This window comes from Streptomyces sp. NPDC030296 (assembly GCF_055572815.1).
Map to the genome: position 1 here is coordinate 170420 of NZ_JBVICQ010000010.1, position 20582 is coordinate 191001.

The window sequence follows — 20582 nt, forward strand, 5'->3', positions numbered from 1 at the left end:
GAACTCGCGACGATGAGGACCCGCAAGGTAACGCACGGTGACACTGCGTATGCCCTGGACGGTGCCGCCACCGCGCGGGCGGTCCTGGACGGCGACGGCCGCGTCGTCGAGTGGAACGAGGGGGCCGAGCGTCTGCTGGGCCGGTCCGCGGCGGACGTCGTCGGACGACCCGCCGCCGAGCTGCTGGCCCCGGAGGCGTCCTGTCTGCCGCCCCCGCCGGGCAGCCTCAGCTGGAGCGGCACGCTCGCGCTGCGTCACCGCGACGGACACACGGTGACGGTGTGGCTCCTCGCCCACCAGTGCGGGCCGAAGGACGGGGACGGCAGCGGCGGCTGGCTGGTTCTGTGCCCGTTGGACGACCCCGGCCCGCTGGTCCGCGACGATCCGCTGGCCGCGGCGGTCATGGTCCAGTCCCCGTGCGCCATGGCGGTGTTCGACGACCGGCTGCGGCTGCGCGGCATCAACGACGTGATGGCCGACGCCGTGGGCATCCCCGAGAGGAAGCTCCGGGGACTGCACATGTCGGAGATCGTGGGCGGCCGACAGGGCGAGAAGCTGGAGGAGCACCTGCGCGAGGTCCTCGCCCTCGGCCGACGCAAGGACGTGCAGACCTTCCTCCGGGCCGCCGACGAGAACCGCGCCCACGCCTGGTCGGCGGCGATCGCCCCGCTGTGCGACGACACCGGCCGGCCGATCGGGGTCTGCGTCACCGGGCACGACATCACCGAGCAGTACCTGGCCCGTCAGCGGCTCCAGCTGGTGAACGAGGCGAGCATCCGCATCGGCACCACCCTCGATGTCCGGCGCACCGCCCAGGAGCTGGCCGACGTGTGCGTCCCGGCCCTCGCCGACTTCGTCAGCGTCGACCTCATGGAGTCCCTGGACCACGGGGACGAACCGCACGAGGGCCCGCTGTCCGCGCCCTTCACCCTGCGCCGCACCGCCCACCAGTCGATCACCCCCGGCAGCCCCGAAGCCGTCGTCGAGCTCGGCCGGACCGACGTCTACCCGGCCACCTCACCACAGGCGGCCTCACTGTCGGTGGGCCACACGATCGTCGCGACCGACCCCGCCAACACGCTCGTGGACTGGCTCGCCTGGGACCCGATACGCAGCGCGCGGGTCAAGGAACTGGGCGTCCACACCACCATGTCGGTGCCGATCCGGGCCCGCGGCACGACGCTCGGCGTGGCCGTCCTGACCCGCTTCAAACGCCTCGACCCGTTCACCCAGGACGACGAGCTGCTGGCCGAGGAGGTCACGGCACGGGCGGCCGTCTGCATCGACAACGCCCGCCGCTACTCCCGCGAGCGGGAGACGGCCCTCGCCCTCCAGCGCAGTCTCCTCCCCCAGACCCTGCCCCGCATGCCGGCCCTGGAGGCCGCCTCGCGGTACCTCCCGGCCGCGCAGGCCGGGGTCGGCGGCGACTGGTTCGACGTGATCCCGATGTCAGGGATGCGGGTCGCCATGGTCGTCGGCGACGTCGTCGGACACGGCGTCCAGGCCTCCGCCACCATGGGCCGGCTGCGCACCGCCGTCCGCACCCTCGCCGACGTCGACCTCGCCCCGGACGAACTGCTGACCCACCTCGACGACCTCGTCGTCCGGCTCTCCGAGGAGGCCGGCAGCGAGGGCGTCACCGGTGAGGTGGGCGCCACCTGTCTGTACGTCGTCTACGACCCGGTGACCCGGCGCTGCACCTTCGCCCGCGCCGGCCATCCCCCGCCGGTGGTGCTGGACCCGGACGGGCGGCCGATGGAGGTGCACGTGCCGTCGGGGCAGCCGCTGGGCCTCGGCGGACTGCCCTTCGAGTCCGCCGAACTCGAACTGCCCGAGGGCACCGTCATCGCCCTCTACACCGACGGGCTGATCGAGACCCGGGACCGCGACATCGACGCCGGCCAGGAACTGCTCGCCGACGCGCTCTCCGGCCGCAAGGGGCCGCTGGACGATATCTGCCGTGAGGTCGTCCAGTCGCTGCTCCCCGCGGGCGGCGCCCCCGACGACGTGGCGCTGCTCCTGGCCCGCACGAGAGGGCTGCGGCCCACCCAGGTCGCGACCTGGTCGATCCCCGCCGACCCGGCGTTCGTCGCCCGCACCCGGCAGTACGTGCTCACGCAGATGGCGCTGTGGGGCATCAGCGAGGCCGCGTTCACGGCGGAGCTGGTGGTGAGCGAGCTGGTCACCAACGCCATCCGGCACGGCGCCCCACCGATCCAGCTGCGGCTGATCCACGACGAGACCACCCTCATCTGCGAGGTCTCCGACGGCAGTGGCACCGCCCCGCACCTGCGCCGGGCGAAGACCTTCGACGAGGGCGGCCGCGGACTGCTGCTGGTCGCCCAGCTCACTCAGCGGTGGGGCAGCCGGCACACCGAGGAGGGCAAGACGATCTGGGCGGAGATGACCCTGTCGGAGGAGTGACGTCGGTCCCATGAGGATCCGGCGTGACGTCGGTCCCCTGAGGATCCGGCGCGACCGGAGGAAACGGACGCGTCCGACCTGCGCCTTTCCGCCGGAGCAGCCGCCCGGCCCGCGTCCCGGAACGCCCGTGGAAGCCGTACGCCCGTTCGTCGCGCGCTCGTTCACGGCGGTAATGTTCGTCAGTCGCCGTGCCGCCGAAGTCCCGAAAGTCCTTTTGTGAACACCGCCCTCGCCGAGGTCCTCTCCGTCTTCCTCCTCATCGTGGTACTCGGCGCCGCGGTCGCCCGGCCGTTCGGGCTGCCGGAGGCCGTCGTCGCCGTACCGGCGGCCGGGATCGCGGTCGCCACGGGCGCCGTCTCCCTGGACCACGCGCGGGACGAGGCCGAACTGCTCGGACCGGTGCTCGGGTTCCTCGCGGCCGTGCTCGTGCTGGCCAAGCTGTGCGACGACGAGGGGCTGTTCAAGGCGTGCGGAGCCTGGATGGCGCGGGCCTCGGCGGGGCGCCCCCAGCGGCTGCTGGGCTCGACGTTCGTGCTGGCCTCCGGGATCACGGCGGTACTGAGCCTGGACGCGACGATCGTGCTGCTCACGCCGGTGGTGTTCGCGACCGTCGCCCGGCTGGGCGCCCGCCCCAAGCCGCATGTGTACGCGACCGCGCACCTGTCGAACACGGCGTCGCTGCTGCTGCCCGTCTCCAACCTGACCAACCTGCTGGCGTTCACCGCGAGCGGTCTCACCTTCACCCGGTTCGCGCTGCTGATGGCGGCGCCCTGGGCGGTGGCGGTGGCCGCCGAGTACGTGGTGTTCCGGCGGTTCTTCGCGGACGACCTGGGTATGGCGACGCCGGTGGAGGAGACCGTCGAGCGGCCGCGGATGCCGATGTTCGCGCTGGTCACCGTCGTGTGCACGCTCGCCGGGTTCGTGGTGACGTCGGCGCTCGGCATCGAGCCCGCGTGGGCGGCGCTGGCCGGTGCGCTGGTGCTGTCGGTGCGGGCGCTGGTGCGGCGCAGCACCACTCCGGTGGCCCTCTTCCGATCGATCTCGCTGCCGTTCCTGGCGTTCGTGCTGGCGCTCGGCATCGTGGTGCGGGCGGTGGTCGACAACGGCCTCGCCGACGCGCTGGGCCGGGTGATGCCGTCCGGTTCGGGCCTTCTGGCCCTGCTGGGTGTCGCCGCGCTGGCCGCGCTGATCGCCAACGTCATCAACAACCTGCCGGCCGTCCTCGTCCTGGTGCCGCTGGCGGCGCCGCTCGGCACGGGCGCGGTCCTCGCCGTCCTCCTCGGCGTCAACATCGGCCCCAACCTCACCTACGCCGGGTCGCTGGCGACCCTGCTGTGGCGGCGCATCGTGCACCACCACGACCACGACGTGGACCTCCGCGAGTTCACCCGGCTGGGGCTCCTCACCGTCCCGGCGGCACTGGGTTCGGCCGTGGTGGCGCTGTGGCTGTCGCTGCGCGTGTTCGGAGGCTGACCGGGCTCGTGCGGCGCCGGCGGCCGGACCGAAGAGTCCGACGCGGCCGGTCGCCGCTCAGCCGCCGTCCCTGAGCGTCTGCCGGTACGCGCCCGGCGGCAGCCCGTAGCGCTGCCGGAACACCCGGCTGAAGTGGAACGGGCTGCCGAACCCGGAGGCCCTGGCCACCCGCTCCACGGGCAGTTCGGTCGCCTCCAGGAGCCGCGCGGCATGCAACAGGCGGGCGTGCAGCAGCGCGCGCATCGGGGAGTGGCCGACCTGCTCGGTGAACAGGTGGGCGAACCGCGACGGGGAGAGCGCGACCCGCTCGGCGAGGGAACGGACGGTGTGCGGGGCGCCGGGGTCCGCGGTGATCAGGTCCTGCGCGCGCCGGACCCTCGGATCGGCGTCGGACCGGTGGGGTTCCGCGCGGGCCGCGGTGAGCAGCACGATCTCCTCCAGCGAGCACAGGGCGAGTTCGCGGGCCGCGGTGCCGTGCGCCACGGCGACCTCGCCGTCCGCCGGGGCGCCGTCGGGCGGCGGGGGTGTGCCCTCCCCCGTCCAGCGGGCGTCGGCGAGCATCCGGCGGAAGGCGGTGTCGACGCGGTCGCGGCTGCCGTCGGGCGCCGGGGTGACGGCGTACACCCGGTCGCCGATCTCGTACGGCCGCAGCCACGCCGCCCAGGACGCCCTCGGCTGGCAGTGCACCCACCAGAACCCCCAGTGCCCGGCGCCGGGTGCGACCGCGTAGTGATGGGGCACGCCGGGCCCGAGGACGACCAGGTCGCCCGGGTGCGCGAGCGTCCCGGCCGCGCCCTGGCGGAGGACTCCCCCGCCGCCCGTGGTCCAGGTGAACAGCCAGCTGTCGGCGCCGTCCGGCCGGTTGACGGCGTAGGGCGGGCGCTGGTCGAAACGGCCGATGATCACCTGGCCCGGCGGCGGCGACGGATCCGCGGGCGCAGCGGTCTCGGACAGGTCGTCAGCACGCACAGGCATCCTCCCGAAAGGCGCTTCGACCTAGCGTGAAGCACATCGGACACCGAAGGGAAGGGGCGCTCGGATGGCAGCCACAGGCAAGGTCGACTTCGAGGAGAACGGTTATCTGGTGGTGCGGGACCTGTTCTCCCCCGTCGAGATCGGTCAGCTGTGCGAGCGGTTCACGGCGCTGCGGGCGGGCGGCCCGATCCCCGGTCACTTCCAGCCCCGCCCGCCGGCGGCCGACGGACCGGCCGACCCGCTGCACACCCACCCCCGGGTGATGCACCCGCACCGCATCGACGACATGTCGCTGCGGGTGCTCCTCGACGCGCGGCTGCGCGAGATCCTGGAGGAGCTGCTCGAGGAGGAGGTCCTGGCCGCGCAGAGCATGTTCTACTTCAAGCCGCCGGGTGCCCGGGGGCAGGCGCTGCACCAGGACAACTTCTACCTTCGGGTGGAGCCGGGCACCTGTGTGGCCGCGTGGATCGCCTGCGATGTGATCGACCGGGAGAACGGCGGCCTTGAGGTCGTGCCGGGGACGCACCGCATGGACCTGTTCTGCCCGGAGGAGGCCGACGAGGAGTTGTCCTTCGTCCGCGAGTACGTTCCGCCGCCGCCCGGACTGACCCCCGTGCCCGTCGACATGGCGCCGGGCGACGTGCTGTTCTTCAACGGCAGTCTGGTGCACGGCTCACAGCCCAACCGCACCACCGACCGCTTCCGGCGCTCCTTCATCGGCCACTACGTCGGCCGCTCCACCGAACGCATCGGGCGGTACTACGAGACGCTGACGATGAGCGGGGAGCCCGTCGCGCTGGCGGAGAGCGAGGGCGCGGGCCCGTGCGGCACGGAGTTCGAACCGTCGGGCGCCCACTGATCTCCGCCGGCACCGGGGGTCGGCGTCGGGCGCCGTACAGCGGGCGGGGGGGCGGCGGGCGCCGTACGGCGGGCGGCGGGCGGGGGGGTCAGCCGAGTTCCAGCAGCCCCCGTCGGACGGCCTCCGAGACCGTGCTCGCCCGGTTCTCCGTGCCCAGCTTGCGGTAGATGCGGACCAGGTGCGTCTTGACCGTGGCCTCGGTGACGTGCAGGGAGGCGGCGATGGAGCGGTTGCTGCCGCCCCGCGCCAGCAGCCGCACGACCTGGATCTCCCGTTCGCTGAGGAGGGTCCCCGGTTCGGCCAGCGGACCGGCGAGGTGTCCCGCCACCTCCGGGGCGAGGCCCATCCCGCCCGCGGCGGCGGCGCGCACGGCACGGAACAGTTCCTCGGGCGGGCCCGCCTTGAGGATGTAGCCGCGGGCGCCCGCCTCCATCGCGCGCAGGACGTCGCCCTGGCCGCTGTAGCTCGTGAGGACGACCACGCGGGTCTGCGGGGTGCCGGCGACGATGCGGCGGGTCGCGTCGAGTCCGTTCAGCCGGTCGCCCGGGTCGGTGTCGGGCGTCAGACGGAGGTCCATCAGGACGACGTCGGGGTGGAGCCGGGCCGCGAGGCGGACGGCTTCGGCGCCGTCGCCCGTCTCACCGACCACGTCGAAGCCGGGCTCACCGGTGAGGAGGGCGCGCAGCCCGGCCCGTACGACGGTGTGGTCGTCGACGATCAGGACGCGGAGCGGGGCGAGGTTTTCGTTCACCGGCCGCCCGCCCGGCCGGCCAGGGCGGGGGCGCCGACGGGGAGGGTGGCGCGGGCGAGGGTGCCGCGTCCCGGAGCGCTGTCGAGGGTGAGCGATCCGCCGAGGGCGCCGAGGCGCTCCCGGCCCGCGCTCAGCCCGTGGCCCCGGTCGCCGGGGCGGGTCGGTGCCGTCGCGGTGTCGAAGCCGACGCCGTCGTCCCGGACCTCGACGGTGACCGTGTTCTGTTCGCGGTGGTCGAGGGTGACCCACACATGGCGGGCGCGTGCGTGTTCGCAGGCGTTGGCCACCAGGCCCTGGGCGACGCGGAGCAGGGCGGCGGCCCGGTCGGCGGTGAGGGCGGCCGGGCGGCCCTCCACGCGGAACACCACGTGGGCCGGTGTGCTGGTGCGGCGGGCACAAAGGGAGCGCAGCGCGGTCCCGAGGTCGTCGTGCTCCAGGGCGGGCGGGGTGAGGTCGCGGATGATGGTGCGGGTCTCGGCGAGGTGGGCGCCGAGCGCGTCGGCGACCGCCCGGACCTGGGTCCTTGCGAGGTCGGGGCGGCGGTCCCAGTCGCGGTCGGCGGCCTGGAGGAGCATGCGGCTGCCGGCGAGTTCCTGGGCGAGCGTGTCGTGCAGATCGCGGGCGATGCGGGCGCGTTCGGCGAGTCGTCCGGCCTCACGCTGACCGCGCGCCAACTCCTCGCGGGTGCGGCGCAGTTCGCCGAGGATGTGCTGCTGGCGCCGGTAGAGGGCGACGGTCGCCCAGACCGCGGCGGCCGGCGGCACGACCCGTTCGATGTCGAAGGTGCCGGTGGCGCGGGCCACGAAGAGGACGACCAGGGCCGTGATCACGCCGACCGCCGCAAGGGCCGCCCGGTCGCCGAACATCCTGAGCGCGAGGATCGCGAGCGGGACCGCGAGCCAGGTGTAGCCGCTGCCGTGCTCGGCGGGGACGGCCCAGGAGATCCAGCACCACAGGCCGAGCAGCGTGCCGAGCCAGACGGGTCTGCCCCGCCGCCCCAGCCGCCCCCAGAGGGCCAGTCCGCCCACGTACCCGACGGCGAGCAGCACGGTCGGGGGCACGACGATCCAGCACAGCGCGGAGTTGAGGTCGACGAGCCGGATCAGGCCGCCGATGACGACGGTCAGGAACACCAGGTCGGGCAGCCGTCCGGGCGAGAGCCGGCTGCGGCGTACGACGGCGGGGACGGCGATGGCGGGGACGGCGATGGCGGGCACGGCGGCGGTTCCCTCTGCGACGGTCCGGGCGGGCGAGGAGCCAGCCGAGTGTAGGCAGTTGATCGTGTGACCGCAGTAAAGGATGACGCCGTGCCCGCTGTTTTGAGTCAGCCGGTCAGCGACCGGGGTGCAGACCCAGGGAGCCCGGCGTGGGGTCGCCCTTCACCTCGCCGAAGTAGAGGGCGAACGTCTGCTTCAGCCGTTCGACGTTCGCGCGGTCCTCCATGAAGCGGGGGAAGCCGTCGACATGCGCGTTGCCGTACTCCCAGACGGGCTTGAGTCCGCCGGCCGGGGTGACGTCCGTGCGGACGGACCAGCCGTTGAAGGAGCCCCGCTGACGCTCGGCGGACAGCGACCAGTTGAGGTACAGCTTGGCGGCGGTCGGGTGGGCGGCCCCGCGCAGGATCGCGGCGCGCTGGCCCCAGGCCATGAAGGGGTGCCCGTCGGCCACGGCCCAGCGGGTGGGGGCGCTCGCGGGGGTGGTCAGTGAGCCGGAGCCGCCGACGCCGATGACCTTCTGCCCGGCGTTGACGGCGGCGCCCGGGGAGTGCGAGCCCCGGTTGAACTGCGGCTGCTGCGCGGCGAACCTAGCGATCCAGTCCCAGCCGTACGCCTGCTGGTAGAGGGAGAAGAGGTAGAGCACCGCGTCGTCGTCGTGCGGGTAGGAGGACGCGATGCGGCCCTTCCAGCGCGGATCGACCAGCTCGTAGGGCGACTTGGGAGCGTCGGCGCCGGCCGCGGCCACGTCGTACAGGTAGCTGAAGCCGATGACCGACACGGCCGTCCACGCGCCGTCCGGGTCGCGGAAGGGCCGGTACACCTTCGAGAACCCCGCGGGCCGGTACGGCAGCAGTGCGCCGAGGTGCTTCCAGCGGGTGAAGTCCTGGAGGGTCTGGAGCTGGACGACATCGGGGACCAGGGTGCCGGTGGCGAGCTGGTTGTCGACGCGGACGTCGTGGTACTTGCTGTAGTCCACGACGACCGTGAGGTCGATGTCGGGGAAGCGGGCGCGGAACGCCGCGGCCGTGCCGTTCTGCTGGGTGGCGGTGTCGCCGCCCGCGTAGACGACGAGCCGGCCGCCCTCGGCGACGGCGGCGCGGTACAGCTCGTCGAGCGACCGGGTCTCCTCGCCGCGGGCCGCCGAGGACCGGCTCGACACCGCCTCGGGGGTGGCGGCCCGTGCGGTGCCGCCGACGGCGAGTCCGCCGAGCGCGGCACCCGCCGAGGTGGTGAGGATGCGTCGTCGGCTGGGATTGCTGGCCATGGGGGGTACGGTCCTTTCCGCGGCTCTGAGTCGTTCGGCGTGCCGCCGGGGCGGCGCCGTCAGTCTGCGGCGGGGTGAGGATCTCGCGCGTCGCCCGAAGGCCGATGACCGGTTCAACCGTTCGGTTGAACGGGGTGGCTCTCCGTCGCCAGCAGGTCCAGCGCCCGCTCCCACCGGAACTCGGGGCGCACGCCGTCGGATCGGACCTCACCGGCGTACGGGTCGCCGAACCGTACGCCCATGCCGCGCAGTCGCTCCAGGCTGGCGCGGTACGCCGGGTGGGCCGCCAGCGCGTCGGAGACACAGGGCAGGACGGCGATGGGGACGCCGAGGCCGTACGCCTCGCAGAGGGTGCCGAGGGCGAGGGTGTCGGCCGTGCCCGCCGCCCACTTGTTGAGGGTGTTGAAGGTGGCGGGCGCGACCACGACGGCGTCCGGCGGTGGGAAGGGCCGCGGGTCGCCCGGGGAGCGCCAGGCCGAGCGGATGGGGCGGCCGGTCCGTGCCTCGACGGCCGCCGCGTCGAAGAACCCGCCCATGGCCACGGGGGTCGCGAAGACCCCGACCTCCCAGCCCCGTCGCTGTGCCGCCGCGATGAGTCGGTCGACCTCGGCGGCGATCCCTGCGGCGCAGACGACGACGTAGAGGAAGGGCCGGTCGGGGGCGGGCTCCGGGCTCTGCCGGGTTCCGGGCGCGGTGTCGGTCATCGTGGAACCCTACTGAACCGCCAGCCGCCGGGCGCCCACTCGACGAGACGTTCGACGTCCGCGGCGGTCGGGGCGGGGCAGTCCGTCCAGCCCGACAGGAGGGAGGCAAGGAGGCGGCGACCCCGGACGGGCGCGAGCCACGTCCGGGCCCCTCCCCCGTCTCAGCCCGTCAGGGCGGTCACCCGGCGCATGACCTCCTTGCAGAACGCGCCCACCCCGTCGGGGTCGTCGATGAACTGGTTCGGCTTGACGCAGAACGTCGTGAACCCCTGCTCCAGTTGTTCCGGCAGGCAGGCGAGGGCCGCGCCGAGGTCCGCCGGGGAGCGATCGTCGGGGAAGACCGCCTGGGTGCCGCCGATCATCTCCAGCTCGGCGATGTCCCGGCCGGCCGCGGCCATGGCCTCCTTCAGCGCCTGGATGTCCTGCGGCGTGGGCCGGCCGAGCGGGTGGAAGCCGTGGCCGTACCGGACCAGGCGGCGCAGCACCGGGCCGTGCAGCCGCTGTCCGCCGAACCACAGCCGGGGCCCCTCGGGCCGGTACGCCTTGGGCTCGAAGTACACGTCCCGGAACGGGTAGTGCTCGCTCTCGTGGGAGATGGGGGACGGTCCCCACGCCTTCGCCCAGACGGCGAGGTGCTCGTCGAGCAGCCGCCCCCGGCTGCCGAAGGACACGCCGAGCGCGTCGTACTCGTCCTTGCTCCAGCTCACCGTGGGCTGCACCAGCAGCCGTCCCTCGCTGATGAGGTCGAGGGTGCCCAGCTCCCTGGCCATCAGCAGGGGGTGGCGCAGCGGGGCGAGCACCGCGGCGGCGGCGAGCCGCAGGCGCTCGGTGACGGAGGCGATCGCGGCGAGCAGCAGCAGGGAGTTGGGCCAAGGGGTGTACGGGTCCTGGTTGCCCGGGAGGGCGTAGTCGCGGGGGTTGCCCATGAGGCCCGCCGCCCCGGCGTCGGGGCCGAGCACGATGTGCTCGCTGACCATGACGGAGTCGAATCCGGCGTCCTCCGCCTCGCGGGCCCACCGTACGGCCGTGGGCAGATCGGCCCGGCCGCCGGTCAGCGTCCAGTTCTCGCTCAGCACGAGCAGCATGCGTGGTGCGGCGACCATGACACCCCCATTTCATTTGTGTCCAAACAAGATAAGGAGGCCGGGATTCCCGGGTCAATACCTGTCCAGGTGGATACTTGTGCGCCTACGGCGGCGTCGTGTCCGTCCGCCGTCCCCGGTCCGGCGCCGAAATTCGATTGCACTGGCGGGGCGCCCGCCCCCAAGCTCTGCCCATGTACATCACCGATGCCCTCCTGCCGCCGACCTCCGCCGCCGCTCGTCCGGTGCGGGGTCAGCAGCAGTCCGGCCGACCGTGGGGACCGACGCCGCCCCGGTCATGACGGCCGCGCTCGTCGCGGGACTCCTCGCGGGCTATGGCATCGCCATCCCCGTCGGAGCGGTCGCGACCTATCTGGTCTCCCTCACCGCCCGTACGTCCCTGCGCACCGGCGCGTGCGCCGCTCTCGGCGTCGCGACCGCCGACGGGCTCTACGCCCTGGTCGCCGCCCTCGGCGGTACGGCGCTCGCGGTCGCCCTCCAACCCGTGCTGGTGCCGTTGCGCTGGGCGTCCGCCCTGGTGCTCCTCGCGCTCGCGGTGCGCGGCGCGGTCACCGCCCTGCGCCAGTACCGGGCCCGGCGGCTGCCCGGTCGGCAGCAGGGGGACCCGGTGGGCCCGGCACGCGCGTACACCGCGCTCCTCGGGATCACCCTCCTGAACCCCACCACCGTCGTCTACTTCGCCGCGCTCGTCCTGGGCAGCCGCGCAGCCGAGGCCGTACGCCCGCTGGAGCAGGCGGTGTTCGTCCTCGCCGCGTTCCTCGCCTCCGCGAGCTGGCAGCTGCTGCTGGCCGGTGGCGGTGCCCTGCTCGGCCGCGCGCTGACCGGGCACCGGGGGCGGCTGGCGACGGGGCTCGTGTCGAGTGCCGTCATCGCGGTGCTGGCGGCACGCATGCTGCTGCCGTCCTGAACACCGGGGGGCGGGCGCCGAAACCGTTTCCGCGCCCGGCCCCCGGTGAGGATGAAAACGGCGGGGGCGTGTGTTGAAGACGGGGCGGTATCCGGACCCGACAGGAAGGGACTGTTGCCCCATGCCTCTTCAAGGCGAGTATGTGCCGAGCCCCACGCAATGGGTGCGGGACCAGGTGGAGTTGTACGAGAGCTCGGGCGGCACCGAGGGGACGACGCTGCTCGACACGGGGATGCCCGTCGTCATCCTCACCACCCGCGGCGCGAAGAGCGGCAAGATCCGCAAGACCCCGCTGATGCGCGTGGAGCACGACGGGCGGTACGCGGTCGTGGCGTCGCAGGGCGGCGCGCCCAAGCACCCCGTCTGGTACCACAACGTCACGTCCGACCCGCACGTGGAGCTCCAGGACGGCGCGACCCGGCAGGACATGACGGCCCGTGAGGTCACCGGGGACGAGAAGGCCCTGTGGTGGGAGCGCGCGGTCGCCGCGTACCCGCCGTACGACGACTACCAGAAGAAGACCGACCGGGAGATCCCGGTCTTCGTGCTGGAGCCGGCGACGGGCGCGTAGGAGAGGCCGGTGCGCCCGGTCGAGGGGAGAAAAATCCGCGGAGCGACGCGCATGATCCCCCGGACGCCGGGCATCCGAGTCTCAGGCCCCGCCGCGTTCCCCCGTCGCGGCGGGGCTCTTCGCTGTCTTCCCGCCCCCCGCGGCCCCCTCCCCCGGCTCTCCCCGCTCGGCCTGCCGCGCCCGCCGCGCGGCACGGGCGTCCGTCACGTCGAGGAAGATCTGTTCGGCCTCGGGGACGATGTGGGCGATGGAGCGCTTGATGCGTACGGCGATCTCCTCGACCCGTTCGCTGTCGAGACCGGGGACGAGGTCCACGCGGGCGGCCACCAGGGTGGAGTCCAGACCGAGCTCCATGGTGAGCAGGGCCTCGACGCTGTCGATCTCGGGCTGCGCCTCCAGCAGGGCACGGATCCTGTGGCTCGCCTCGGCGCCCGCCGCGCGCCCGATGAGCTGCTCGCGGGCGTCCCGGCCGAGCCAGAACGCCACGTACATGAGGAGGGCGCCGATCCCGAACGAGGCGAGCGCCTCCCAGAGCACCTGACCCGTCACCATGTGCAGGGCCATCCCGGCGATCGCGAGGGTCACGCCCAGTACGGCGGTGCCGTCCTCGGCGACGACCGTCCGCAGCGCCGGGTCCCGCAGGCCGCCCGCGCCGCCGCCCTGTGCGCGCACCTGGTGCAGGGCGCGCAACAGGGAGGCGCCCTCGGAGAGCAGGGCGACGCCGAGGACGGCGAGCCCGGCGACATAGCCGTCGTAGGAGTCCTCCGAGCCGCCGACCAGGGCGTGGAAGCCCTGGAAGACGGAGAAGCAGCCGCCCATGACGAAGATGCCGACGGCGGCGAGCAGGGACCAGAAGAAGCGTTCCTTGCCGTAGCCGAAGGGGTGCCGGCTGTCCGCCGGGCGGCGGCTGCGGCGCAGCGCGGCGAGGAGGAAGACCTCGTTGAGGCTGTCGGCGACCGAGTGCGCGGCCTCGGAGAGGAGGGCCGGGGATCCGGCGAGCAGTCCTCCGATGGTCTTGGCGACGGCGATCACGAGGTTCGCGCCGAGCGCGACCAGGACGGTGACGCGGGTCCTGCGGTCGGCGCCGTCCGCGCCGCCCCGCCGCGGGGTCGGCTCACACAGCTCGGCCGCACCGTCCCCGAGCCCGTCCCGCGGGCCGGGCACCGCACCGTCCGTACGATCCGGCGCGGGCTCCGACCCGTCGAGCCGCGCCCCCTCCGCGTCGCGCGCTGCGCACTCCCGCCTGCCGAGCCCTGCGCCGTCCGCATCGCGCGGTGCGTGGTCCGGCGTTTCGAACCCCGTCCCGTCCGCATCGCGCGGTGCGCTCTCCGACCCCCCGGGCCCCGTCCCGTCCGTATCGCGCGGTACGCGTTCCGGCGCTTCGAGCCCCTCGTCCACATGGCGAGGTCGGCGCTCCGGCCCGTCGTGCCGTGATGTACCGCCCTTGCCGCTCCCAGCCGTCGCGGTCCCGGGCGTTCCGTCGCCCCCCGTCTCCTTCCCCGGTGTTCCGTCCCCGTGCATCCCGTGCCCGGGTATCCCGGTGCCGGGCCGTTCCCGCCCCATGAAGCTCCTCCTGGCCCCCGCCGTCCGATGTGTTCGTCGGCCTCGTCGTCCTCGTGGCCGTCACTGTCCGGTCACCTGTGCCCGACTGCCCCGGCCGTTCCCGCTCACACCGTGGGGGTCGCGGAAATCGGGGAACCCGCACCAGGGCACACGTATCGAGGCGAGCGGATCGGGAAGGGCGAGCACGGTGAGTGGCGGCGAGGGCAACGAGGAGTACGGCCGGAGGCGGTTCGAGCGGTCGGCGAGCCATTTCACGGACCGCATCACCGCCGACGGCCGGGACGGCCGGCGCGTGGAGGCGGGCCGGTACCGGCTGGTCGTCAGCAGGGCGTGCCCCTGGGCGAGCCGGGCGGTGATCTCGCGGCGGCTGCTGGGACTGGAGGACGCCCTGTCGATGGCGATCGCCGACCCCGTCCAGGACGACCGCAGCTGGCGGTTCACTCTGGACCCGGACGGACGCGACCCCGTCCTCGGCATCCGGTTCCTGAAGGAGGCGTACGACGCGCGGGAGAGCGACTACCCGGGCGGGGTGAGCGTCCCGGCGGTCGTGGACGTGCCGAGCGGGAAGCTCGTCACCAACGACTACCAGCGGCTCACCCTCGACCTCGCCACCGAGTGGACCGCCCTGCACCGGCCGGGCGCGCCCGAGCTGTATCCGGAGGGGCGGCGCGACGAGATCGACGCGGTGATGGCGGAGGTCTACGAGGACGTCAACAACGGCGTGTACCGGGCGGGCTTCGCCACGGAGCAGAAGGAGTACGAGGAGGCGTGCGCCGCGGTGTTCCGGCGGCTGGAGGCGCTGTCGGAGCGGCTCGCGGGGCAGCGGTACCTGGTCGGGGAGACGATCACGGAGGCGGACATCCGGCTGTTCACGACGCTGGTGCGTTTCGACCCCGTCTATCACGGTCACTTCAAGTGCAATCGCTGGAAGCTGGCGGAGGACCCGGTGCTGTGGGCGTACGCGCGTGATCTGTTCCAGACCCCCGGGTTCGGTGACACCGTCGACTTCGACCACATCAAGCAGCACTACTACCGGGTGCACACGGGCATCAACCCGACCGGCATCGTGCCGCTCGGGCCGGATCTGTCGGGGTGGCTCACGCCGCACGGCCGCGCGGATCTGGGCGGCCGCCCGTTCGGCGACGGCACGCCGCCCGGACCGGTGCCCGCCGCCGAGGTCGTGCCCCCGCGGGGGCGGGCCTGACGCCGGCCGTACGGCGACGCTTCAGACCGCAACGCGAAGGAGGAAGGCCAAGTGTCCAAGAAGAAGAAACTGCCCCTCGCCTACAAGCCCGTCGGATTCGCCCTCGGCTGGGTGAGCGGTGCGCTGGCCTCGATGGCGTTCCAGAAGACGTGGAAGGTGATCCGGCACGAGGACAACGCCCCGGACGCGCTGGACCGGGATCGCGGGTGGGGCGAGATCCTGCTGGCGGCGGCCGTGCAGGGTGCGATCTTCGCGGTCGTGCGCAGCGCCGTGGACCGCACGGGCGCGAAGGCCATCGAGCGGTCCACCGGCGTGTGGCCGGCCCCGGAGAAGGGGGGCCGGGACTGAGCCCGACGGGGGTCAGCCCTGCTTGGGGGCCGTGGGGTGGTCGCGGCGCAGGGTGAAGGAGTGGCCGGCCGGGTCGGAGTAGCCACGCTCCTCGAACGGCCCGGCCGGCTCCTTCGTGTCGACGGGACGGCCGCCCAGCGAGACGATGCGCCGCTCGGCCTCGTCGAGGTCGTCGACGTAGAAGTCCAGGTGGGCCTGGAGGGAGTTCTCGGGGCGCGGCCAGCTCGGCGGCGTCGCGTTCACGTCGCGGCGGAAGGCCATCCGGGTGCCGCAGGCCCCCTGGATCTCCACGCGGTTCGCGGTCGCGTCCGTCTCCTCCGCGTCGAGCAAGTCCTTGTAGAACGCCGCGAGCTTCTCGGGCTCGGCGCAGTCCAGCACGACGAGTCCTGCCCGTACCAGTGCCATGTCTCTCCTCCGCGCGGTCTCCGGACGCGGGCGGACCCCCGGCGCCCATACGCTCCCCGGGTACCCCGAACTACCGCCCCCACCGGCGTACGGACCCCCTCTGTTTCCTGGACACTCGTCCAGCTATAGTGGACATCTGTCCAAGAAGTCGGTGACGGTGCCGAGTGGGTTGTGGAGGCTGTTGAGCATGGAGATCCTCGCTGGTGCGCTGGTTGCGTTGGTGGCGGTGGAGCACCTGTACATCCTGGTGATGGAGATGTTCCTGTGGCAGAAGGCGCCGGGGATGAGATTCCACGGGTTCGACGCGGACATGGCGCAGCGAACGGCGGCGATGGCGGCCAACCAGGGCCTCTACAACGGCTTCCTCGCGGCGGGCCTGGTGTGGGGCCTGATCGCGGACGACCCGACCGGGTTCCGCGCCCAGATCTTCTTCCTGAGCTGCGTCGTCGTCGCCGGTGTGTACGGCGCCGCCACCGCCAACCGCCGGATCCTCGTCATGCAGGCGCTGCCCGCCGCGCTCGCCCTGGCCGCCGTCCTCGTCGCCGGATGACCGCGGAGGACCCCCGGGCCGCCCGCACCCGGGCCAAGCTGCGGGAAGCCCTCCTCGACGAGTGCGCCCGGCGCCCCCTGGAGGAGGTCAGCGTGGCCGCGCTGGTCCGCCGGGCGGGGGTGGGCCGGGCCACGTTCTACGTGCACTACGCCGACCTGGAGGCGCTGGCGGTGGACGCCTGCGCCGATGTCGTACGGGAGGCCGTGGAGGCGCTGCACGCCTGGCGCGGCCGCCCCGACCCGGTACGGGCCCCCGCGGCCCTGGTGGAGTTCTTCGCGTCGCTCACCCCACGCACCGCCCTGTACCGCACCCTGCTGGCCCCCGGGGGCAGCGGCCCGCTCGGGCGGGTGCTGTACCAGGACCTGCGGGCGTACAGCCTCCGCGAGCGCGAGCTGGCGGGGGCCGCGGACGCGCCCCTGGTGGCGTCGGCCGTGGCCGCCACCTTCGCGGGGGTCCTCGCCGACTGGCTGCACGGCAGGATCGAGGCCACCTCGGAGGAGATCGCCCACCAGTCGTGGCAACTGCTCGTCGCCCTGCACCGCAGCCGGTGAGCCCCTCCCCACGCCCACGCGATGAGCCCCCGGTCAGGCGCAGCCGTGGCCCTCGGCCACCCGGGGCCACAGCTCGACGCCGTCCGGGGTGCGGACGTACGCCTTGGACGGGTCGTCCTCGACCAGCCACAGCTCCCAGTCCTCGGCCTCGTAGCGGTACCCGGTGTCGCGGGCCGCCTCGGGCAGGGCGACATCGCCGTCGTAGGCGGAGGTGAGCATCCCGTCGGGGAGGACGCCCTCGGGGTCACGGCCGTACAGTGCGCTGCCGTCGGCCCGGTCCCGGCCGGTCGACAGGAAGTGGGCCTTCTGCCAGTCGCAGTGTTCGGCGCCCTCGGAGCTGTGCACGGTCGTGATCGGCACCCGCCGGCCCTTGACGTCGGTCCAGATCTCGTACCACTGGGAGTCGGTGTAGCTCGCGGGCAGTTCGGCCGGGTCGCAGGACGCACTGGTCTCGGGGCCCCAGCCGGGGCTGTTGTCGCGGTCCTTGGCGACGATCACGGCGACCTTGGTGCGGCCGTCGACGTCGTACGAGAAGAGGGCCCGGTCCTTCTCCTCGCGCTCCAGGCGGTAACCCTCCCGCGGCACGTCGGGCTGCTCGATGTCGAAGTACGCCTCCAGCCCCTCCTCGGGTGTCCCTCCCCCGTCGTCCTTGCCCCAGCCGCCCGGACCGCCGCCGCCCGAGTAGAGCTCGCCGTCGCACTCCAGCGCCCGTCCGGCCGCGCCCGACTCCGTCCGCATCGCGTCGGCGTCGTCCTCGTCGACCTCCTTGTGCGGCACGTACAGCGGTCCGTCGTACGGAGTGGCGGGCGGTGTCCCGGTGATCACCGCGCTGTTGTCCCCGCCGGCGCCGCAGCCCACCGCCAACCCGGCCAGGGCGACCGCCGTCACCATGAGCCCTCTGCGCATTACCCACCCCTGCTCGTTGCGAACATGCTCTCCCTCCTCCGACGCCGCAGAGGCCCCGGACGTTCGACGGCCCGGCGGATGACCTGGTACGCGGTCACCCACCGGGCCGGAGCCACGCGGGGAGTGCGCGGCTCGGAGGGAGGACTCGGGTCAGAACGTCAGCACGGGCTTGATGCTGGTGCCGTCGCGCATGTCGGCCACCGCCCGGTCGATGTCCTCGAACTTGTAACGGCTGATCAGGCGCTCCAGCGGGAGCTTGCCGTCCTTGACCAGCTGGACGAGGACGGGGATGGCGGTCTGGATCTCGTTGTCGCCGAGGGTGAGACCGACGACGCGCTTGCCGCCGAGCATGCCGTTGACGTCGAGGGAGACCTCGGTGCCGAACGGCGGGGCGCCGACGATGACGAGGGTGCCGCGCGCGGCCAGGGCGTCCACGCCCTTGCGCAGGACGAAGACGCTGCCGGTGGTCTCCACGGCGCCGTCGACGCCCTGACCGCCGGTGATCTCCATGACGGCCTCGGCGATGTCGGCGACCTCGCTCGCGTTCACCGTGTGCGTGGCCCCCAGCTCCTTGGCCAGTTCCAGGCGCCCGGCGACCTTGTCGACGGCGATGACCGTGGTCGCCGGGGTGAGGGCGGCGGCCATGGCGGCGGACAGGCCGACGGCTCCGGCGCCGAGGACGAGGAGCGTGCTGCCCGCCCGGGGCTCCAGTACGTTCCAGACGGCGCCCACACCGGTCTGGACGCCGCAGCCCAGCGGGGCGATGGAGTCCAGCGGGACGTCGGGGTCGACCTTGACGAGGCCGCGCTCGTCGACCAGGGCACGCTCGGCGAAGGACGACTGGCCGAAGAAGTGGCCGCCGAGGTCCTGCCCGTCGCGGCTGATGGTGCTGGTGCCGTCGGCGCGACGGCCCCCGATCAGGTTCAGCGGCAGCCAGGTGGCGCAGTACGCCGGGTGGCCGTCACGGCAGTTGCGGCAGCCGCCGCAGGAGGTGAAGGACAGCACGACGTGGTCGCCCGGCTCGACGGAGGTGACACCCGGGCCGACGGCCTCGACGACACCGGCGCCCTCGTGGCCGAGGACGCCCGGCAGGGGGAAGGGCAGCGCGCCGCTGGCGACACCGAGGTCGGTGTGGCAGAGCCCGGCGGCGACCATGCGGACCAGCGCCTCGCCCGGCCCCGGCTGGTCGAGGACGACCTCGGAGAGGGTGAAGGGCGCGCCGCCGGACTCGACCACGGCGGCACGTGTGGTGGTGGACATGCTCGTGTACTCCTTCTTCGGCGGCGGGCCGCCGCAGCACCGCGGCCCGCCTGTGGTCCCGGGAGGGCGCTCAGTCGAGCGAGACGACGACGGACTTGACCTTGGTGTAGGACTCCAGGGCCTCGGGCCCGTACTCCCGCCCGAAACCGGAGGACTTCACACCGCCGAAGGGCACGGCCGGGTCGAGCATGGCCCAGTCGTTGATCCAGACGATGCCCGCCTCCAGCTGGTCGGCGACGCGGTGGGCGCGGGCCAGGTCGGTGGTCTGGAGGCCGGAGGCGAGGCCGTACGGGGTGGAGTTGGCGAGGGCGACGGCCTCGTCCTCGGTGTCGAAGGGCTGCACGGTGAGGACCGGGCCGAAGATCTCCTCCTGGACGACGCGGGAGTCGTTCGCGAGGTCGGCGATGACAGTGGGCTTGTAGTAGAAGCCGCCGTTCAGGTCGAGGCGCTCGCCGCCGCAGACGATGCGGGCGCCCTCCTTGCGGGCCAGCTCGACGTACTCCTCGACCTTCCTCAGGTGCCGCTCCCCCGCCATCGGGCCGACCACGGTCTCGGGCTGCCGGGGGTCGCCGACAGGCACACCGGGCACGGCGTCGGCGAGGATGCCGACGACGGTCTCGTACAGCGGGCGGGCGACGAGCAGACGGGGGCCGCCCATGCAGAACTGGCCGGTGTTGAAGACGAAGCCCTTGATGATCGCGCCGACGGCCTTCTCGATGTCGGCGTCCTCGAAGACGATGTGGGCCGCGTTGCCGCCGAGTTCCAGCGTGACCGGCTTCAGGCCCTCACCGGCGACGCTCGCCGAGTGCCGGCCGACGGCGGTGGAACCGGTGAACGCGATCTTGTCGACACCGGGGTGGCGGAGCAGTGCCTCGCCGGCGACCGGGCCCGTGCCCGTGACGACGTTGTAGACGCCGTCCGGGACGCCGGCCTTCTTGAGGAGCTCGGCCATGTAGAGGGCGCTGAGCGGGGTCTCCTCGGCGGGCTTGTGGACGACCGTGTTGCCGGCCGCGAGCGCCGGGGCGATCTTGCTGCCGGCGAGGATGAGCGGGAAGTTGAAGGGGGTGATCGCGCCGACGACGCCGATCGGACCGCGCTTGGTGTAGGCGAGGCGGTTCATGGGGACGTCGCGGTTGCCGCCGTCCAGGGTCCAGGCGAGGGAGGCGTAGTACTCGTAGTCGTTGGCGGCGTTCGTCACGTCGACGGCGTGGCAGAGCGTGATGGGCTTGCCGACGTCCTGGCTCTCCAGTGCGGCGATGTCGTCGGCGTTCTCACGGATCAGCTGGGCGACCCGGTGGAGCACCCGGCCGCGTTCCCGGCCGCTCAGCCGGGACCAGGCTCCGCTGTCGAAGGCCTCACGCGCGGCCCGTACGGCGTCGTCGACGTCGGCGGCGCCCGCTTCCGCGACGGTCGTGACCACCTGCCCCGTGGACGGGTCGACCACGTCCGTCCGTGCCCCGTCGGCCGCATCGCGCCACTGTCCACCGATGAACAGCCGCCCGGGTCCGCTCTCGAAGGTGGTCGTCATTGCCCACTCCCCAGCCTTG

The 20582-nt window shown here is 73.3% G+C and carries 20 protein-coding genes; 9 read left to right on the top strand and 11 right to left on the bottom strand.

Going from position 1 to position 20582, the window contains the following annotated elements; all coding sequences use genetic code 11:
* The first annotated feature begins 12 nt into the window (after positions 1–12).
* A complete protein-coding gene (locus tag ACZ4Z3_RS28040) occupies positions 13–2424 on the top strand; it encodes a SpoIIE family protein phosphatase (protein WP_468503617.1) in 2412 nt (803 codons plus the stop codon).
* Between the two features lie 216 nt (positions 2425–2640).
* A complete protein-coding gene (locus ACZ4Z3_RS28045) occupies positions 2641–3897 on the top strand; it encodes an SLC13 family permease (protein WP_468503618.1) in 1257 nt (418 codons plus the stop codon).
* Positions 3898–3954: 57 nt separating this feature from the next.
* On the opposite strand, the gene ACZ4Z3_RS28050 is transcribed toward ACZ4Z3_RS28045, so the two are convergent.
* Entirely contained in the window at positions 3955–4872 is a 918-nt protein-coding gene (locus ACZ4Z3_RS28050; RefSeq protein ID WP_468503619.1) for a helix-turn-helix domain-containing protein, read from the bottom strand.
* A 64-nt stretch (positions 4873–4936) separates the two neighbouring features.
* Between ACZ4Z3_RS28050 and ACZ4Z3_RS28055 the strand changes: the two genes are divergently transcribed.
* Positions 4937–5731, top strand: a complete 795-nt coding sequence (locus ACZ4Z3_RS28055; RefSeq protein WP_468503620.1) for a phytanoyl-CoA dioxygenase family protein — start codon at positions 4937–4939, stop codon at positions 5729–5731.
* 88 nt (positions 5732–5819) lie between these two features.
* Here the strand turns inward: ACZ4Z3_RS28055 and ACZ4Z3_RS28060 are convergent, their stop codons facing one another.
* The 5 genes from ACZ4Z3_RS28060 to ACZ4Z3_RS28080 form a co-directional block, all read right to left on the bottom strand.
* Positions 5820–6482 carry a response regulator transcription factor gene (locus ACZ4Z3_RS28060; protein ID WP_468503621.1) on the bottom strand — a complete coding sequence of 221 codons (663 nt, stop codon included), beginning with the start codon at positions 6480–6482 and terminating at the stop codon, positions 5820–5822.
* On the bottom strand, positions 6479–7699 hold the full coding sequence (locus ACZ4Z3_RS28065) for a sensor histidine kinase (RefSeq protein ID WP_468503622.1): 1221 nt from the start codon (positions 7697–7699) through the stop codon (positions 6479–6481). The genes ACZ4Z3_RS28060 and ACZ4Z3_RS28065 overlap by 4 nt, the downstream gene beginning before the upstream one ends.
* 115 nt (positions 7700–7814) lie before the next feature.
* A complete protein-coding gene (locus tag ACZ4Z3_RS28070) occupies positions 7815–8963 on the bottom strand; it encodes an ABC transporter substrate-binding protein (RefSeq protein ID WP_468503623.1) in 1149 nt (382 codons plus the stop codon).
* Between the two features lie 113 nt (positions 8964–9076).
* A complete protein-coding gene (locus ACZ4Z3_RS28075; RefSeq protein ID WP_468503624.1) occupies positions 9077–9667 on the bottom strand; it encodes a flavoprotein in 591 nt (196 codons plus the stop codon).
* A 161-nt stretch (positions 9668–9828) separates the two neighbouring features.
* Positions 9829–10770: an LLM class flavin-dependent oxidoreductase gene (locus ACZ4Z3_RS28080; RefSeq protein ID WP_468503625.1), complete on the bottom strand. Its 942-nt coding sequence runs from the start codon at positions 10768–10770 to the stop codon at positions 9829–9831.
* A gap of 277 nt (positions 10771–11047) precedes the next feature.
* Between ACZ4Z3_RS28080 and ACZ4Z3_RS28085 the strand changes: the two genes are divergently transcribed.
* Both ACZ4Z3_RS28085 and ACZ4Z3_RS28090 read left to right on the top strand, forming a co-directional pair.
* The gene (locus ACZ4Z3_RS28085; RefSeq protein WP_468503813.1) at positions 11048–11677 is read left to right on the top strand and encodes a LysE family transporter; all 630 of its coding nucleotides are present in this window, start codon (positions 11048–11050) and stop codon (positions 11675–11677) included.
* Between the two features lie 121 nt (positions 11678–11798).
* The gene (locus ACZ4Z3_RS28090) at positions 11799–12248 is read left to right on the top strand and encodes a nitroreductase family deazaflavin-dependent oxidoreductase (RefSeq protein ID WP_468503626.1); all 450 of its coding nucleotides are present in this window, start codon (positions 11799–11801) and stop codon (positions 12246–12248) included.
* Positions 12249–12329: 81 nt separating this feature from the next.
* Here the strand turns inward: ACZ4Z3_RS28090 and ACZ4Z3_RS28095 are convergent, their stop codons facing one another.
* Complete coding sequence (locus ACZ4Z3_RS28095) at positions 12330–13370, bottom strand: cation diffusion facilitator family transporter (protein WP_468503814.1); 1041 nt, start codon at positions 13368–13370, stop codon at positions 12330–12332.
* Positions 13371–13998: 628 nt separating this feature from the next.
* On the opposite strand from ACZ4Z3_RS28095, the gene ACZ4Z3_RS28100 reads away from it, so the two are divergent.
* On the top strand, positions 13999–15015 hold the full coding sequence (locus tag ACZ4Z3_RS28100) for a glutathione S-transferase family protein (protein ID WP_468503627.1): 1017 nt from the start codon (positions 13999–14001) through the stop codon (positions 15013–15015).
* Between the two features lie 51 nt (positions 15016–15066).
* Positions 15067–15363: a DUF4235 domain-containing protein gene (locus ACZ4Z3_RS28105; RefSeq protein WP_468503628.1), complete on the top strand. Its 297-nt coding sequence runs from the start codon at positions 15067–15069 to the stop codon at positions 15361–15363.
* Positions 15364–15375: 12 nt separating this feature from the next.
* Here the strand turns inward: ACZ4Z3_RS28105 and ACZ4Z3_RS28110 are convergent, their stop codons facing one another.
* A complete protein-coding gene (locus ACZ4Z3_RS28110) occupies positions 15376–15768 on the bottom strand; it encodes a VOC family protein (RefSeq protein WP_468503629.1) in 393 nt (130 codons plus the stop codon).
* Between the two features lie 187 nt (positions 15769–15955).
* Between ACZ4Z3_RS28110 and ACZ4Z3_RS28115 the strand changes: the two genes are divergently transcribed.
* Both ACZ4Z3_RS28115 and ACZ4Z3_RS28120 read left to right on the top strand, forming a co-directional pair.
* The gene (locus tag ACZ4Z3_RS28115) at positions 15956–16318 is read left to right on the top strand and encodes a DUF1304 domain-containing protein (RefSeq protein WP_468503630.1); all 363 of its coding nucleotides are present in this window, start codon (positions 15956–15958) and stop codon (positions 16316–16318) included.
* On the top strand, positions 16315–16869 hold the full coding sequence (locus ACZ4Z3_RS28120; protein WP_468503631.1) for a TetR/AcrR family transcriptional regulator: 555 nt from the start codon (positions 16315–16317) through the stop codon (positions 16867–16869). Before ACZ4Z3_RS28115 ends, ACZ4Z3_RS28120 begins: the two co-directional genes overlap by 4 nt.
* A gap of 33 nt (positions 16870–16902) precedes the next feature.
* Here the strand turns inward: ACZ4Z3_RS28120 and ACZ4Z3_RS28125 are convergent, their stop codons facing one another.
* The 3 genes from ACZ4Z3_RS28125 to ACZ4Z3_RS28135 form a co-directional block, all read right to left on the bottom strand.
* Positions 16903–17775, bottom strand: a complete 873-nt coding sequence (locus tag ACZ4Z3_RS28125) for a hypothetical protein (protein WP_468503632.1) — start codon at positions 17773–17775, stop codon at positions 16903–16905.
* A gap of 150 nt (positions 17776–17925) precedes the next feature.
* A complete protein-coding gene (locus tag ACZ4Z3_RS28130; protein WP_468503633.1) occupies positions 17926–19035 on the bottom strand; it encodes an NAD(P)-dependent alcohol dehydrogenase in 1110 nt (369 codons plus the stop codon).
* A gap of 70 nt (positions 19036–19105) precedes the next feature.
* Positions 19106–20563 carry an aldehyde dehydrogenase family protein gene (locus ACZ4Z3_RS28135; protein ID WP_468503634.1) on the bottom strand — a complete coding sequence of 486 codons (1458 nt, stop codon included), beginning with the start codon at positions 20561–20563 and terminating at the stop codon, positions 19106–19108.
* Between the last annotated feature and the right edge of the window lie 19 nt (positions 20564–20582).